Raw genomic sequence first — 15,909 nt, 5'->3', positions numbered from 1 at the left:
CGCCCGCGGTTTTACACAGGTGTATGATGCACAACCGAATCTTCTTGCAATTCGAACCACTTCATTTCATGGTGCGCCGCACCACTACAACAGCAATGGTGACTCTTGACCTCAGATAACAAGAAAAGCAGCCTGGCGGCCCTTACCCTGGCAGCGGTCGGGATCGTCTATGGCGATATTGGCACGAGCCCCCTGTACACGCTGCGTGCGGTGTTCGACGAAGACCACGGCCTGCCGCTCAACACACCGAATATCCTCGGCATCATCTCGCTGATTTTCTGGGCCCTGACGCTGATTGTCTCGCTCAAGTACGTGATCCTGGTGCTGCGCGCGCACAATCGCGGCGAGGGCGGCATCATGGCCCTGATGGCACTGGCCACCAGTTCAATACCGCGTACCTCCAAATGGAGTTTCCCGCTGCTGGCCATCGGTGTCATCGGCGCCACGATGTTCTATGGCGACAGCGTGATCACGCCGGCAATTTCAGTGCTGGGCGCCATCGAGGGCATTGAGGTCGCCGCACCCGGCATGTCGCAATACGTCGTGCCGCTGGCGGTGGTGGTGCTGGTGGCCCTGTACAGCGTGCAGCGCCATGGTACGGCCGGCATCGGCCGCTTCTTCGGGCCCGTGATGGCGGTCTGGTTCCTGGTGCTGGCCGCGATGGGCATCGTCAATATCATCGAAGCACCGGTGATCCTGAATGCGCTCAATCCGTGGCATGCGCTGCACTTCATGCTGGAAAATAAAATGCTGGCCTTTATCGCGCTGGGCGCAGTGGTGCTGGCCATCACCGGCGCCGAGGCGCTGTACGCCGACATGGGTCACTTCGGCGCCAAGCCGATCCGCTGGGCCTGGTTCCTGATCGCGTATCCGGCGCTGACCCTGAACTATCTGGGCCAGGGCGGCCTGTTGATCATGCAGCCGGCTGCAGTGGAAAACCCGTTCTATTACCAGCTCGGCGCGTGGAGCGTGATCCCGCTGGTGATCCTGTCGACCATGGCCGCGGTGATCGCTTCGCAGGCAACGATCTCGGGCACCTATTCGATGACCAAGCAAGCCATTGCATTGGGCCTGCTGCCGCGCATGCGCATCATGCACACGTCGGAAAGCGAGATCGGCCAGATCTATATCCCGGCCGTCAACTGGCTGCAACTGGTGGTGGTGCTGATGGCCGTGATCGGCTTTGGCTCATCCGACGAGCTGGCCGGCGCCTACGGTATTGCGGTGACCGCCACCATGATGGCCACGACGATCCTGACGTTCTTCGTCACGCGCTACCGCTGGCACTTGCCGCTGTGGATGTGCTTGATAGCGACCGGCTTCTTCCTGACGATCGACATCATGCTGTTTGCCGCCACCACGACCAAACTGTTCCATGGCGGCTGGTTCCCACTGCTGATGGGCAGCGTGCTGCTGACCCTGATGCTGACCTGGAAACGCGGCCGCGAGCTGGTGTTTACGAACCTGCAAAAGCATGCGATTCCGCTGGAAGCGTTCATGGAATCGCTGTTCGTGGCGCCGCCGACGCGTGTGCCCGGCACCGCCATCTTCCTGCGTGGCGAAAGCGATGGCGTGCCGCATGCGATGCTGCACAACCTGTCGCACAACAAGGTACTGCACGAGCGTGTCGTGTTCCTCACCGTGCACATGCGCGAAGAGCCGTGGGTGCCAAGGGAAGAACAGATCGACATCGTCGACCTGGGCCACAACTGCTACCAGCTCAACATCCATTACGGCTTCAAGGATGAAGCCGATATTCCCGACATCATGCAGCGCAGCGCCGCACTGGGCCTGGAATTCGAAATGATGGAAACGTCGTTCTTCATCGCGCGCCAGACCGTGATCTCGGCGCCGGGCGGCGGCATGGCGCCATGGCGTGAACACCTGTACGTGGCGATGTCGCGCAACGCCCGCAGCGCGGCCGACTATTACCAGATCCGCACCAACCGCGTGATCGAGCTGGGCACGCAAATTGAAATTTGAGGCTCTGGAATTTGCTTGACTACAATTCTTAGACAAAGTCCGGACAGTTTCATGTGACTGATTCGATAAGGTACGATCTTTCGTCGTACCTGTTTCGTTGTTCTTTTTTCAGTCAAGGATGTCCCATGATGAAGTTCCCCCTGATCGCCGCCTTTGCCGCCATGCTCGCCCTGAGCGCCTGTGGCGGTGGCAGCGATGATTCGCCCTACCAGCCGGCCGTGAGCAGCCCTGCTGCGCTCATTAAAACCGACAGCGTCGTCGGCACCGGCGCCGAAGCCGTCGCCGGCAAGCGCGTTACCGTTGCCTATACGCTGTGGCTGTACAGCGCGACGGCGAGCGACTTCAAGGGAACCCGTCAGGAAGCCAGCGAATTTGCCTACACCGTGGGCAGCGGCGATACCATCACCGGTTTCGACCAGGGCGTGACGGGCATGAAGGTCGGCGGCAAGCGCACGCTCCTGATCCCGTCGGCACTGGCCTATGGCGCTGCCGGTCGCGGACCGATTCCGTCGAATGCGGGTCTGGTGTTTGAAGTGACGCTGAACAAGGTCGAGTAAGCCGGTAAGGCGCTACCCGGCAATGGCCAGAGCTGCATGCTCTGGCTTTTTTTTCGCCGCAATTTGCCTGGTTTGTCGACTGGCCGTGCCTGAGTCGTCGCCGGTGTGGCGTCCAGGCCAGAGGCGGTGCGCACGGCTGATCCGGCGCACGGGGCGGCGTCTGGCCATCGGCGATGCTCGGGACTTTGTTGTCGCGAGCCTGTCATGCCGCCTTTCCTGCCGATCCTTGGCGCATTACCGTTCCTTGTTTTGCCCTCATCTGGCGCCGCCATGTCCGCACCGGCCCTGGTGGCGCCTGCCTGCGTCGTTGCCACCACCAGGCCCATGGCGAACCATGAACCACCCGCCTGGCTGCTGCTCGCCGGCGCCGTCATCCTGCTTGGCGCCGGCCGTCTGGCAGCATCCTGAGCGGCGCGCGGCGCTCAGCGCAGCATGTCGATGTGCATGATCCCGTCTTCGTCGTACGGCGCCGACACCGTCTCGAAGCCGAAGCTCGCATAGAAGCGCTCCAGGTATTGCTGGGCGCCGATACGGATGCGGTGGCCCGGGTGCAGCGCGGCGGCATGGGCGATGCCCTGCTCGAGCAGGGCGCGGCCGGCGCCGCTGCCGCGTGCAGCCGGCGTGGTGACGACGCGGCCAAGCGACATCTCGTCGTATTTTGCGCCCGGCGCCAGCACGCGCAGGTAGGCAGCCAGCTGGCGCTTGCCGTCCACGTCGCGCCAGCCGAGCAGGTGGTGCGCGTCGAGGTCGTAGCCGTCGATGTCCGGGTACAGGCAGGTCTGCTCCAGAATGAAGACGTTCTGGCGCGCGGCCAGCACGTCATACAGATCGAACGGGGTCAGGTCGGCGAAGCGGGAAAAGTGCCAGTCGATGGGGCTGGGGAAGGTCATGGGCAGATACGGGTCAATGAAAAAATGGGGCGGGAGTGTGCTATTCGGCGGCGGTCTCGAAGCCTTCGAGCACATTCACGGTATGGATGCCCAGCTCCGGACTCATGGCGCCGCCTTCGAAGATGAACGCGGTCGGCAAACCCAGATGCGCGAGACGCTCGCCGATGCGCAGAAAATCGCCACCCTGCAGGTTGAAGCGCGGATCGTTGCCATGTGCGAAGGTGTCGACACCCAGCGAAACCACGAGCGCCTGCGGGCGCGTCATCGCGATTTTTACACACGCGGTTTCCAGTGCCGCGAACCAGGTGGCGCTGCTGCTGCCCGGTGCGAGCGGCAGGTTCATCGTGTAGCCGACACCTGCGCCGCTGCCGGTTTCGTCGGCGTGGCCCAGGTAGAACGGGTACTCCACGCGCGGATCGGCGTGGATCGAGATGAACAGCACGTCGCTGCGGCCATAGAAGATGCTCTGGGTGCCGTTGCCGTGGTGGTAGTCGAGATCGAGGATGGCGACGCGGTCGCGCCCGTCGTCGAGCAGGTGCTGGGCGGCCAGCGCCGCGTTGTTCAGAAAGCACGAACCGCCGAAGAAATCGCTGCCGGCGTGGTGCCCGGGCGGGCGTGTCAGTGCAAAGGTGCCGCGCTCACCACGCTGCAATGCGTGGGCGGCATTGACGGCGCAGTCGGCGCCGGTCTTGGCCGCGACCCAGGTGCCACCGGTCAGCGGCGTGCCGCAATCCATCGAATACAGGCCGAGGCGGGCGCAGAAGTTCTCGGGTTCGATGTCGCTGCGCAGCGTGCGCACCGGCCACACGGCCGGAAACGCATCCTTGCCAGCGTTGGCCGGATCGAGTGCGAGCCACTCGTTCCAGGCCGTGCGCAGAAAGTGCAGATAGCGCGGGCTGTGGACACGTTCGAGCGTCATCAGTGGCACACCGTGCGGCGTGACGATGGCGCCCAGACCCCGCCGCTCGCATTCCGCCAGCACCATCGCTACCCGCTCCGGTTTTTCCCAACACGGCACCAGCTCGCCGCGATGAATCTCGACGCGGCCGTCATGCTGGGCATGGTGTTCGTTATAAAACGTGAGCAAGTGGTCCTCGTGCGTCGGTGCAGGTGAGGCAGGTGAGGCGGTCGCTGTAGCCTCAGTTATCGCAGCACAGTGTACTGCTGTTGTACGCCGCAACGAAGGCGTCGAAGCTGCCGGTATCGGTTTGCTCGATGATCAATTGGTCGGCGATCGAGACCGCAGCCATCTCGTCGAACAGTGCTTCTTCGACAGGCATCAACGGACTGTCGCGGAACGCCGCCGCATGCAGCGTGCTTTGCTGCAGGCCGAACGCCGCGGCCGAGCCCAGCGCGCGGATTTCGTCCAGCACGCGCGCCGATGGCGTCAGCGCAGGATCCTCGATCTTGGCTTTCTGGCGGCCCAGCGAGGCAGCGTGCACGTCGCCTTCGTTGTGTCCGTCGTCGAGCAATGCTGCCACGGGCCGGATGCGCTCGATCAGCTCAAGCGCCCAGGTGCTCAAAGGCACTTCGAGGCCGTCGCGCGTGAGCGTGAGGCCGGGGCGGCGGCCTTCCTTGACCGTGCGCGCGAAATTACGTGCGTGCATGGCGCTGTCATGGTCGCTGATCAAAGGGCTTTCCTCGAGGGCGCAGAACAGCAGGAACGCGTCCAGGAAGCGGCCCGTCTCGAGCGAGATGCCCACCGGCTCGTACGGATCGACGTCCATGCAGCGTACTTCGATGTACTGCACGCCGCGGTTGCACAGGGCCTGTACCGGACGCTCGCCGGTGCGGATCACGCGCTTCGGGCGAATGGTGGAGTAGTACTCGTTCTCGATCTGCAGCACGTTGGTCGACAGCTGGATCCACTCGCCGTCTTTCTTGGTGCCCAGCTCCTGGTACGGCGGATACGGGCGATTGACCGCATCCATCAGGCTGGTGACGTAGCTTTCCAGGCTGTTCTCGTGCGGGCGCAGGCCCGACTGCGCATCGTTCTGGTAACCGAGGTCGCTCATGCGCAGGCTGGTTGCGTACGGCAGGTACAGCGTGTCATCGGACAGTGTCTCGAGCGCGTGCGGGCGGCCGCGCAGGAAGCTCGTGGTCAAGGCCGGCGTGGCGCCGAACAGGTACATCAGCAGCCACGAATAACGGCGGAAGTTGCGCACCATCGCGATATAGCTCTCGGACTGGAAATCGCGCAGCGCGTGACGGCGTTCTTCGACGATACCTTCATCGTGGGCAAACACCTGCCACAGCTTTTCCGGCAGCGAGTAGTTGTAGTGAATGCCCGCGATGCACTGCATCGCCTTGCCATAGCGTAGCGCCAGGCCGCGCCGGTACACGTGCTTGAGCTGGCCGATGTTCGAGGTGCCGTAGTAGGCGATCTCGATGTCTTCTTCGGGTGGCAGTTCGCCCGGCATCGACACGCCCCACAGCATTTCGTCGCCCAGTTTGGTGTAGGCCTGGCGGTGGATCGCATCGAGGCGGTGCAGCGCCAGCGAGATATCGTGCTCGACCGGGGTGATGAATTCCATCAGCGCTTCGGCGTAGTCGGTGGTGATGCTGGGGTGCGTCAGTGCCGAACCGAGGGCAGGGGGATGCGGGGTGCGCGCCAGCTGGCCGGCAGCGTCCACGCGCAGCGTTTCGCGCTCGATGCCGCGCAGGCCCTGGCCCAGCAAGGCGCGGTGTTCGTCGTCGCCCAGAAGGGCCAGACGGCGGTTGAATTGGTTCGACACGGTGTTTCCTTTCTTATACTGCCTGTTTCGGCTGGTGCAGAGATTAACCGAAAATCGGACTCCACGTTCGAGCGCTCATCATTCGCGCCAAGGCGGCGCCCGGTACGACGGAACAGCGGGCGGCGGCGCGGGTCTGGGAGGCGGTGCGAAATCAGGCGCCGGGCCCGGTTCGAGACCGGGCGGGACTTCGCCGTCGAACGTGAAGTCGAATTCGAACACCGGTTCAAGCACCGGGACAACCGATTCGAATTCGGCATTGAACGTGTCGTCCGGCGCCGTTTCCAGTACCGGCGCCGAGACCGAACTATCCGGCGCCGAGATCCAGCGCTCGACCTGGCGTTCCAGTTCGCTCAGGGGCAGCGCGCCGTTGCCCAGCATCGCGTCATGAAAACGCCGCGCATCGAACCTGGCGCCCAGCGCCGCGCGCGCCTTGTTGCGCAGCGCCAGGATGCGCAGCTGGCCGATCTTGTAGCTCAATGCCTGCGCCGGGCGGGCGATGTAGCGATCGACCTCGGCCTCGTTGTCCGCCGGTGGATTGGCCGTGTTCGCGGTCAGGTAATCGATCGCCTGCTGGCGCGACCAGCCCAGCGTGTGGATGCCGGTATCGACCACCAGCCGCGCGGCGCGGAACATCTCTTCGTTCAGATGCCCGAACAGCGAGAACGGGTCCTTGAACAAGCCCAGCTCCGGGCCCAGGCCCTCGGCGTAGGTGGCCCAGCCTTCGCCGAACGCGTCGTACCAGCCGTGACGGCGAAACGCCGGCAGCGCCAGTTCCTGCGCGCGCGCTACCTGCAGATGGTGGCCGGGCACCGCTTCGTGCAGCGCGATCGTGTCGACCTGCCACATCGGCCGCGCGTCCAGCCGCCCATTGTCGACCACCAGCGCGGCGCTGCGCTGCGCACTGCCGGCCTCGTAGTAGGCAGCCGGCTGGCCGCTGCTGTTTGCGCCCATCGGCTTGACGACGATGCCGGCCGCCGGCACGCCGGTGACCACGCGGCCCAGGCGCGCCTGGGCCAGCGCCAGCGTGCGCCGGTAGCGGTCGAGCAGGGCGTTCGGATCGGTGAAATACAGGCGCCGGTCACCGCGCGCGAACACGATGAATTCGGCAAAGCCGCCGCGAAAACCGGTGCGCGGGATCACGGCCTCGATCGCGGCGCGCAGCCGCGCGACTTCCTGCACACCCAGCGCATGCACCTGGGCCGGCGTGAGCGTCGTGCTGGTGCTGTTGCGTACCAGCTGGGCATACCAGTCGACGCCGCCCGCTTGCTGGCTCGCGCCGATCGTTGTGCGTGCGCCCGGCAGATAATCGTCGCGCAGGAACGTTTCGAGCGTGCGCAGGCTGGGCGCGACGGTATTGGCCAGCGTAGCGGCGCCCGCGGCGCGCAATGCGTCGCGGCTCTCGGGCGCAATCGATGCGGGGATGCGCTTGAACGGCGCGCCCAGCGGGCCATCTTGCAAACCTTCGCGCAGCACGCGCAAGGCGTCCGGCACGGGCGCCAGCGCCGCCTTGGGCGTGGTCCAGCCGGCCTGACGACCGGCGCGCAGCTGCTCGATCAGGCCATCGACGTGGGCCGGCAGCGCCTGCAGGCGCGCCAGGTAGGTCTGGTAGTCGGCGTCGGTCGTGAACGGCATCTGCGCCACGAGGCGTGGCAGTTGCACGTGCAGGCCGTCGTAGGCAGTGAGTGGTTGCGGATCGAACGGCATCAAGGCAGCGCCGGCCAGCACGCGCTGCTTGTCGGCGATGAACATGTCGAGTGACAGCCCGTCCTGGCTCGACAGGGCTTTGCGCTCGATGGCACGCGCCGCGGCCAGCATGGCGCGCTCGTGCTCGATCGCTTGCGCGCGCGCAGCCAGCGAGGTGTCGGTCAGATAAGCGTTGTAGCGCTGCTCGCCCAGGGCCGTGGCGCGTTCGGGTGCCTGGCGCAGTTGCCATTGCCAGTCGCGCTCGAACAGCTGGGCCGCCTGCATTGCCGGCGTCTCGGTCGCGCTGGCCGGCGGCATGGCGACGGGAACAGCGACGGGAGTAGCGACGGGAGGAACAGCGGGCGTGGCCGCAGCAGCGCAGACAGGCGGCACCAGTAAAGCAAGTGAGGCAAACAGGATGCGCATGCGCTCTCCGTTGACGGGACTGGTCATTTTAACAAGTCCATCTGCGGGCGGGCGCGCCTTACGCGCCGCGCCGGCCACCGCTGACGCGTTCGATGCCGGCCAGGTCGCGCCAGCTTTGCACGTCGCCGTAGCCGTGCGCCGTCAGCAGTGCGCGCACGGCATCGGCCTGGTCATAGCCGTGCTCGAGCAGCAGCCAGCCGCTGGTGGCCAGATGCGCGCCGGCGCCATCGACGATCTGGCGCAGGTCGGACAGGCCGTCGGCGTGGTCGGTCAGCGCGTCCACCGGTTCGAAGCGCAGATCGCCTTCGCTCAGGTGGGCGTCGCCGGCCACGATGTACGGGGGATTCGAGGCAATTAAATCGAAGCGCGCATCGCCCAAGCCGGCAAACCAGTCACTGCGCACGAAATGCACGCGCGCGCCGTTGGCGGCGGCATTCATGCGCGCGATGGCCAGGGCATCGTCGCTGACGTCGAGGGCAGTGACGGCCAGATCGGGCCGGGTGTGGGCGGCGGCAACGGCAATGGCGCCGCTGCCGGTACCCATGTCGAGCAGGCGCTGCTGCGGCGCCAGGCGCTCGAGCGCCAGTTCGACCAGCAGTTCGGTGTCGGGCCGCGGAATCAGCACGGCCGGCGTGACCTTGAACGGCAGCCCGAAGAATTCGCGTTCACCGACGATGTAGGCGATCGGTTCGCCGGCCAGGCGCCGTGCGACGAGGCCATTGAGCAGCGTGGCTTCGGCGGTGCTCAAGACGCGCTCGGATTGCGTGATCAGCGCCACGCGCGGCAGGCCCAATGCATGGCACAGCAGGATGCGGTTTTCCAGCGCATCGAGCGGCAGCGCCAGGCGTGCCTGGGCCAGAGTGACGCCGGCCTCGATCATGCGTTGGCGCGGCGCTGGCGCAACAGCACCCAGCCCAGCAACACGGTCAGGATCACGAACCAGACGGCCGACCATTGCGGGATCGCCAGGCCCAGCACCTTGTCGGTCGCGCCTTCGCACAGGCCATCGGCGCGGAACAGCCACGGCAGGTATTCGGCCGTCGGGACCTTGTTGAGCATGGTTTCCATCGGATCGATGCCGCATGAGAAACCGGGGTTGGCGATCACGTACAGGTGCTTGCCGACCGTGATCAGGCCACCGACGGCAGCCAGCAGCGCCACCACGACGCTGCCGCTGATCTTGCCGGTAAAGGCGCCGACGAGGGCGGCCAGGCCGATGCCGAGGAAGAAATACCGCTGGATCACGCACAGCGGGCAAGGCCGCATTTCCAGACTGTGTTGCAGGTAGAGGGCAAAGCCGACCAGCGCAAAACTGATGAAGGAGATGACGAACAGGGCCTGGCGGTTGGTAGGTTGCATGATGGGTGGTTTTCTCGGCGTGGGACGGGAAGAAACGCGATCGTGGGCGTGAATCGGGAGCACCCATTTTCGCACAAACGTTATCGGTGGCTTCCCGCTATTTTCAATCTGGCAACTTAAAACGGCCTTAGTCGCCCAGCGCCGCCAATTGCTCGGCCTGGTGCTCCGACGCCAGCGCATTGGTCAGATCGCTCAGGTCGCCATCCATGATGAAGTCGAGCTTGTATAGCGTCAGATTGATGCGGTGGTCGGTCAGCCGGCCCTGCGGGAAGTTATAGGTGCGAATGCGTTCGCTGCGGTCGCCCGAACCGATCAGGCTCTTGCGGGTGGCTGCTTCCTTCGATTGCTGCTCGCGCAGCTGGGCGTCCTTCAGGCGCGCGGCCAGCACTTTCATTGCCTGCGCCTTGTTCTTGTGCTGGCTGCGGTCATCCTGGCACTCCACCACCAGGCCGGTCGGCAGGTGGGTGATGCGCACGGCCGAATCGGTCTTGTTGATGTGCTGCCCGCCAGCACCCGAGGCGCGGTAGGTGTCGATGCGCAGGTCGGCCGGGTTGATGTCGATGTCTTCGACTTCATCGGCCTCGGGCATCACCGCCACCGTGCAGGCCGACGTGTGGATGCGGCCCTGGGTTTCGGTGGCCGGCACGCGCTGCACGCGGTGGCCGCCCGATTCAAATTTCAGCTTCGAGTAGGCGCCGTTGCCGACGATGCGCACGATCACCTCGCGGTAGCCACCCAGGTCCGAGGTCGATTCGGACACCATCTCGACCTGCCAGCGATTGCGCTCGGCAAAGCGCGTGTACATGCGCAGCAGGTCGCCCGCGAACAGCGCCGACTCGTCACCGCCCGTGCCGGCGCGGATCTCGAGGAAGATATTGCGCTCGTCGTTGGCGTCCTTCGGCAGCAGCATCTTTTGCAGTTCCTGCTCGAGCGCCGCCATGCGCACCTTGGCCGCTTCGATTTCTTCCTGCGCGAACTCCTTCATTTCCGGGTCCTGCAGCATCTCTTGCGCTTCGGCGGTATTGGCCAGCGCGCTTTCGTACTGGCGGTACACGGCCACCAGTGGCGAGAGCTCGGCGTGCTCGCGCGTCATCTTGCGGTAGCTGTCCATATTGGCGGTGACGCCTTCGGTCATCAACAATTCGTCAAGCTCGACCAGACGGTTGGCAAGCTGGTCCAGCTTGGAGAGCATGGAAGGTTTCATGGGCGGTATCAGGGATGTAAGGAATCGGGCAGGCCGCGGATTGCGACCGGGTTGCAGCAGAGAGGCGCCAGGCACGGCGCGGGCGGGCAGGCCGCCAGAGAACAGGTGCGCTAACGACGACCGCGGAACAGCTGCGGCAGCAGGCTGGCCAGGCGCGCGCGTTCGTCGCCCTGGGCATGGTGCAGGGCCTGTTGCGGGCCATGCAGGAACTTGGCGGTCAGGCCACGGGACAGGGCTTCGAGCACGGCATCGGCATCGTCGCCGCGCGCCAGCATGCGCCGTGCGCGTTCGAGTTCGGCCAGGCGCAGCACCTCGCTCGACTCGTGCAGGTCGCGGATCACCGGCACCACGGCGCGGTCACCCACCCAGTGCATGAACGATTCGACGCGGGTTTCAATGATGGCTTCGGCCTGGCGCACGGCGGCCTGGCGGCTTTCCATGCCGGTCTGTACCACTTGGGCCAGATCGTCGACCGTGTACAGGAACACGTCGTCCAGGCGCGCGACTTCGGGTTCGATATCGCGCGGCACGGCCAGGTCGACCATGAACATCGGACGGTGGCGGCGCGCCTTGACGGCCCGCTCGACCATGCCCAGGCCGATCAGCGGCAGCGTCGAGGCGGTGCACGAGATCACGATGTCGAACTGGTGCAGGCACTCGGGCAGCTCGGCCAGGCCGATCGCACGGCCGTTGTAGCGGCTGGCGAGCAGCGCGCCGCGCTGCATGCTGCGGTTGGCGATGGTGACCGATTTCGGGTTCTGCGCCGCGAAGTGCGCCGCGCACAGTTCGATCATTTCGCCGGCGCCGATGAACAGCACGTGCTGGTCGGCGATGCGGTCGAAGATCCGGTGCGCCAGGCGCACGGCGGCGGCAGCCATCGACACGCTGTGCGCGCCGATCTCGGTACTCGAGCGCACCTCTTTGGCCACGGCAAAGGTGCGCTGGAACATCTGGTGCAGATAGGTGCCCAGGCCACCGGCTTCGTCGGCGGTGCGCACGGCATCCTTCATCTGGCCCAGGATCTGCGGCTCGCCCAGCACCATCGAATCGAGCCCCGAGGCGACGCGAAACGCGTGGCGCACGGCGTCGTCCTGCGGCAGCAGGTACAGGTGAGGACGCAGCTCGGCGTAGTTCAGCGCATGGTAATGGGCCAGGAATTGCGCCGACGCGTCGAGCGGGTCGGGCAGGCTGGTGGCCGCATACAGTTCGCTGCGGTTGCAGGTCGACAGGATCGCTGCTTCTTCGTTGCCGGTAGAACCATTGCGCGCGAACCAGCCGCGCGCCGACTGCACCGCCGTGCCGATCTGATCGGGGGCGAGCGCCAGCTGCTCGCGCAGCGAGACCGGTGCGGTCGTATGGTTCAGGCCAACGGCGAGAAGTTGCATTCTGGGGAGGGTGGAGGGTGAATGACTGCAGTCATTATACCCTCATGCCGGAAGGGCTTCAGACGCCGGGTCAGGCGCCCAGTTTTTCCAGGCGATAGCCGTAGCTGTAGACCGGTACCAGCCGGAAGCCATTCTCGGGGCGCAAATGCAGTTTATTGCGCACCCGCGACACGTGCGTGTCCATCGTGCGCGACGGCACGTCGTTGTCGCGGACCCAGACCGATTCGTGGATGTAGGCACGCGACAATGGCCGGCCGATGTTCCGGAAGAACAGCAGCGCCAGCGAAAATTCCTTCTGCGTCACGTCGATGACGGCGCCATCCCTGAGCAGGCGGCCCGGGCGGGTTTCGAAAGTGTACGGGCCGAACTGCAGCTGCTCGGCACTGTTTTGCGACGGGTAGGCGCGGCGCAGCAGGGCGGACACGCGCGAGACCAGTTCGCCGCGGCGCAGTGGCTTGACCAGATAGTCGTCGGCGCCGGCATTCACGCCGGCGATGATGTCGTCTTCTGCGTTGTTGCCGACCAGGAACATCGTCGGCGCATGCGAGGCCAGCTTTTCCTTGGCGCGGCGCAGGACTTCGGCGCCATCCATGTCGGGGACGCTCCAGTCCATCACCAGCATGTCGGCGCTGTCCTTGCGCAGTTGCGCGAGCAGGTCGCGGGCGCTGTCGAACGATTGACAGTTGTGGCCGGAAGCACTGAGGACTTGGCAAATCAGGTCGGCCTGCGGGCGGTCTTGCTCCAGAACAGCGATCTTCATGATAGGACGAATGTAAGAGTTTTCACTGTAGGAAGACTCCTACAAAGTTAAAAACGAATATATCAGACTTTTACAAAATAGTGCTAAAGGTAAATATCGTTTTTTCGCGTATCGTTGCAACTGTTGTGTTAAAGGGACCACGGTTCGATGTTCATCATGGGCGTACACTGGAATTCAGATGAAATTCAACTAACGAAAAGGATGCGACTATGTTGTTTCGACGCAAAGATGTGACAGTTCCTGAAGACCGCGTGCCCGTCAGTGGCCCGGAAGTCGAGGCCACGCGCCTGCGTTGTCTCGCTCTGGTCAAGAAACGCGCCGCCATGTCGGCTGCCGTTGCGGCGGTGCCGATTCCAGGTCTGGATCTTTTGGCTGACATTACCGGTTTTGCGTCGCTGGTCGATGAAGTCAACGCCGAATTTGGCCTGACGCAGAAACAGATCGAGCGCCTGAACCCGCGCCTGCGCATCATCGCCTATAAAGCAGCAGCGTCGGTCGGCGGCATGCTGGTTGGCAAGCTGGTCACGCGCGGCGTGGTGCTGCGCCTGTTCCAGCGCGTGGCAGGCCGGATGGCCGTCAAGTCGAGCGCGAAGATGGTGCCGATTGCCGGCCAGATCGCGTCGGCCGCGATTGGCTACACGCTGTTCAAGCGGATGGGTACGCAGCACGTGGAAGCGTGCGTGGCCGTGGCGCGCGAGCTGGAAAACGCCGGGATCGACCACAATGTGGCCGAGGACGACGATGCGGTGGGCGCGACCAGCGGCACGGCGAAGGCGCCGTTGCTGGTGATGTAACACCGGCCGGACGGGTAAAACAACCGCCCAAAACAAAGCCCGCTCGCAGCGGGCTTTGTCGATCACGGGGGCGCACGTTTAATTATCCGGCAGCACCACGTTCACATCCAGCACTTCCAGGTTGCCCTGGCGGTCGAGCGACACCTTGATGTCGTCCGGATTGACCTTGACGTACTTCGAGATCACCGCGATCAGCTCCTGGTGCAGGGCCGGCAGGAAGTCCGGACCGGCACGGTTGGTGCGTTCGCGCGCGATGATGATCTGCAGGCGTTCCTTGGCAGCTGTCGCGCTCTTCTTTTTTTCGGGGAAGAGAAAGGATAGCAGTGCCATCTCACTTGGCTCCGAAGATGCGCTGGAACAGCCCCGGCTTTTCATAGCTGGTAAAGCGCAGCGGGCGTTCTTCGCCCAGGAAGCGTGCGACCACGTCTTCATAGGCTTCGGCCACGTCGGTTCCCTTGAAGTGGATCGCCGGGTTGCCCTGGTTCGATGCGTGCAGCACGGATTCGGATTCGGGAATGATGCCGATCAGCGGGATGCGCAGGATTTCCTGGACGTCCTGGTACGACAGCATTTCGTCGGCGTCGACGCGCTTTGGCGAGTAACGGGTGATCAGGAGGTGTTCCTTGACCGGCTCCGAGCCGCTCTGGGCGCGGCGCGATTTGGCCTGCAGGATACCCAGGATGCGGTCCGAGTCGCGCACCGACGAGACTTCGGGGTTCGTCACCACGATGGCTTCGTCGGCAAAGGTCAGCGCCATCAGCGCGCCGTGCTCGATGCCGGCCGGCGAATCGCAGATGATGAATTCGAATTCCATCTTGACGAGGTCGTTGATCACGCGCTCGACGCCTTCTTCGGACAAGGCGTCCTTGTCGCGTGTCTGCGAGGCCGGCAGGATGAACAGGTTGTCACAGTGCTTGTCCTTGATGAGCGCCTGGTTCAGGGTCGCTTCGCCATTGACGACGTTGATCAGGTCATACACCACACGACGCTCGCAACCCATGATCAGGTCGAGATTGCGCAGGCCGACGTCAAAGTCGATGACAGCGGTCTTGTGGCCACGCAGGGCCAGCCCGGAGGCGAAGCTGGCGCTCGAGGTCGTCTTGCCAACACCGCCCTTGCCGGACGTCACAACAATAATTCGTGCCACAAATAAATCCTTTACAGTATCTGTTCAATTCGGATGTCAGGCACGCGACGGCGCCGCGAGCGACTGGATATCGATCCGGTCGCCGACGAGCCGGATCTGCGTCGGCTGGCGCGCCAGGTCGGTCGGGAAGCCTTCGTCGAACGTGCGGTAGACGCCGGCGATCGAGACCAGTTCGGGCTGCATCGACAGCGCGAAGATCCGTGCATCGGCATTGCCCGAAGCGCCGGCCAGCGCGCGGCCATTGAGTGGCGCATACACATGGATGCTGCCATCGGCGATCAGCTCGGCGCCATTGTTGACCACGGCGGTCACGATCAGGTCGGTGCCGCGCGCATAAATGCGCTGGCCGGCGCGCACCGGGGTATCGATCACCATCGGTACCAGGGCGGGCGTGCCCGGCTGGCTGGCGGCCGGAGTCGGAACCGGTTCAGGGACGGGCGCGACTGGCGCGGGGGCCGGTTCCGGCACCGGCGCAGCGGCCGCATGCACGACGAGCGGGGGCGGCGTGGCGTGGCCGCCGGCGTGCACGCCGCCCGAGCCATCGTCCAGCGCCAGGCCCTGGGCCCGGATTGCATCGATCATCAACGGGCTGGCGCCGCGTACGGCCACAGCGTTGAGGCGGTATTTCTTGAGCAGCGCCACGATGGCGGCCCAGTCGATCGTCCAGGCGCTCGAGGTGAAGGCGCTCACGTCGATCACCGCAAACTCATCCTCGAAAAAGTCCGACACGCCGCCCGTCATCGAGGCCAGGGCGGAATCGATCGCCTCGAGGTCTGCCGAGTGCAGGATCGTCGAAATGGCGACGACCGTGGAAATCTTGATCTCGATGGGAAGCGTGGTCTTGGGCATAAAACAGAGTGGTTGGCATTGCGCTTGTGCATTCTACTGTGAAAATTGTAGAAAAGGACAGAAGCGCACGCATCATTCCTAGCGGCAATTGAACGTGCACTGTGTTGAGAATTAAAGTTCTGTTCTACATCAAACCC

Annotated in this window: 16 protein-coding genes; 4 read left to right on the top strand and 12 right to left on the bottom strand. The window is 64.4% G+C overall.

The genetic code is table 11. From position 1 onward, the window contains the following. The first annotated feature begins 105 nt into the window (after positions 1-105). The 3 genes from AC56LH_RS21045 to AC56LH_RS21035 all read left to right on the top strand — a co-directional run bounded on the left by AC56LH_RS21045 (position 106) and on the right by AC56LH_RS21035 (position 2,948). Positions 106-1,983: a potassium transporter Kup gene (locus AC56LH_RS21045; protein ID WP_499649379.1), complete on the top strand. Its 1,878-nt coding sequence runs from the start codon at positions 106-108 to the stop codon at positions 1,981-1,983. A gap of 125 nt (positions 1,984-2,108) precedes the next feature. Further along, on the top strand, positions 2,109-2,540 hold the full coding sequence (locus AC56LH_RS21040) for an FKBP-type peptidyl-prolyl cis-trans isomerase (RefSeq protein WP_499649378.1): 432 nt from the start codon (positions 2,109-2,111) through the stop codon (positions 2,538-2,540). A gap of 270 nt (positions 2,541-2,810) precedes the next feature. After that, positions 2,811-2,948, top strand: coding sequence for a hypothetical protein (locus tag AC56LH_RS21035; RefSeq protein ID WP_499649376.1), 138 nt, complete (start codon positions 2,811-2,813; stop codon positions 2,946-2,948). A 14-nt stretch (positions 2,949-2,962) separates the two neighbouring features. On the opposite strand, the gene AC56LH_RS21030 is transcribed toward AC56LH_RS21035, so the two are convergent. From AC56LH_RS21030 to AC56LH_RS20990, 9 genes are all read right to left on the bottom strand, one after another. Next, complete coding sequence (locus AC56LH_RS21030; RefSeq protein ID WP_499649374.1) at positions 2,963-3,430, bottom strand: GNAT family N-acetyltransferase; 468 nt, start codon at positions 3,428-3,430, stop codon at positions 2,963-2,965. A gap of 40 nt (positions 3,431-3,470) precedes the next feature. Beyond that, the gene (locus AC56LH_RS21025) at positions 3,471-4,517 is read right to left on the bottom strand and encodes a histone deacetylase family protein (protein WP_499649372.1); all 1,047 of its coding nucleotides are present in this window, start codon (positions 4,515-4,517) and stop codon (positions 3,471-3,473) included. A gap of 52 nt (positions 4,518-4,569) precedes the next feature. Then, positions 4,570-6,165, bottom strand: coding sequence for a glutamate--cysteine ligase (gshA, locus tag AC56LH_RS21020; RefSeq protein ID WP_499649370.1), 1,596 nt, complete (start codon positions 6,163-6,165; stop codon positions 4,570-4,572). A 78-nt stretch (positions 6,166-6,243) separates the two neighbouring features. Further along, positions 6,244-8,301: a DUF885 domain-containing protein gene (locus AC56LH_RS21015; protein WP_499649368.1), complete on the bottom strand. Its 2,058-nt coding sequence runs from the start codon at positions 8,299-8,301 to the stop codon at positions 6,244-6,246. 31 nt (positions 8,302-8,332) lie between these two features. Further along, positions 8,333-9,154 carry a peptide chain release factor N(5)-glutamine methyltransferase gene (prmC, locus tag AC56LH_RS21010; RefSeq protein ID WP_499649366.1) on the bottom strand — a complete coding sequence of 274 codons (822 nt, stop codon included), beginning with the start codon at positions 9,152-9,154 and terminating at the stop codon, positions 8,333-8,335. Beyond that, entirely contained in the window at positions 9,151-9,633 is a 483-nt protein-coding gene (locus AC56LH_RS21005) for a disulfide bond formation protein B (RefSeq protein ID WP_499649364.1), read from the bottom strand. The genes prmC and AC56LH_RS21005 overlap by 4 nt, the downstream gene beginning before the upstream one ends. A 127-nt stretch (positions 9,634-9,760) precedes the next feature. After that, positions 9,761-10,837, bottom strand: a complete 1,077-nt coding sequence (prfA, locus tag AC56LH_RS21000; RefSeq protein ID WP_499649362.1) for a peptide chain release factor 1 — start codon at positions 10,835-10,837, stop codon at positions 9,761-9,763. Between the two features lie 110 nt (positions 10,838-10,947). Next, positions 10,948-12,222, bottom strand: coding sequence for a glutamyl-tRNA reductase (gene hemA, locus AC56LH_RS20995; protein WP_499649360.1), 1,275 nt, complete (start codon positions 12,220-12,222; stop codon positions 10,948-10,950). A 70-nt stretch (positions 12,223-12,292) separates the two neighbouring features. Beyond that, positions 12,293-12,982: a response regulator transcription factor gene (locus AC56LH_RS20990; RefSeq protein ID WP_499649358.1), complete on the bottom strand. Its 690-nt coding sequence runs from the start codon at positions 12,980-12,982 to the stop codon at positions 12,293-12,295. Between the two features lie 230 nt (positions 12,983-13,212). Between AC56LH_RS20990 and AC56LH_RS20985 the strand changes: the two genes are divergently transcribed. After that, on the top strand, positions 13,213-13,776 hold the full coding sequence (locus tag AC56LH_RS20985) for a hypothetical protein (RefSeq protein WP_343828442.1): 564 nt from the start codon (positions 13,213-13,215) through the stop codon (positions 13,774-13,776). 78 nt (positions 13,777-13,854) lie between these two features. Here the strand turns inward: AC56LH_RS20985 and minE are convergent, their stop codons facing one another. Genes minE through minC form a run of 3 tightly spaced genes read right to left on the bottom strand, consistent with a single transcriptional unit; the run spans position 13,855 to position 15,772 of the window. Next, complete coding sequence (gene minE, locus AC56LH_RS20980) at positions 13,855-14,106, bottom strand: cell division topological specificity factor MinE (RefSeq protein ID WP_183554769.1); 252 nt, start codon at positions 14,104-14,106, stop codon at positions 13,855-13,857. Between the two features lies 1 nt (position 14,107). Beyond that, positions 14,108-14,923 carry a septum site-determining protein MinD gene (gene minD, locus AC56LH_RS20975; protein ID WP_343025743.1) on the bottom strand — a complete coding sequence of 272 codons (816 nt, stop codon included), beginning with the start codon at positions 14,921-14,923 and terminating at the stop codon, positions 14,108-14,110. A 36-nt stretch (positions 14,924-14,959) separates the two neighbouring features. Beyond that, complete coding sequence (gene minC / locus AC56LH_RS20970) at positions 14,960-15,772, bottom strand: septum site-determining protein MinC (protein ID WP_499649356.1); 813 nt, start codon at positions 15,770-15,772, stop codon at positions 14,960-14,962. Positions 15,773-15,909: the final 137 nt, after the last annotated feature.

The sequence above is a fragment of the Telluria sp. LT1R51-2 genome (assembly GCF_059685775.1).
Note: the sequence above shows the minus strand (reverse complement) of the source record. Positions and strands in the feature narration are given on the sequence as shown.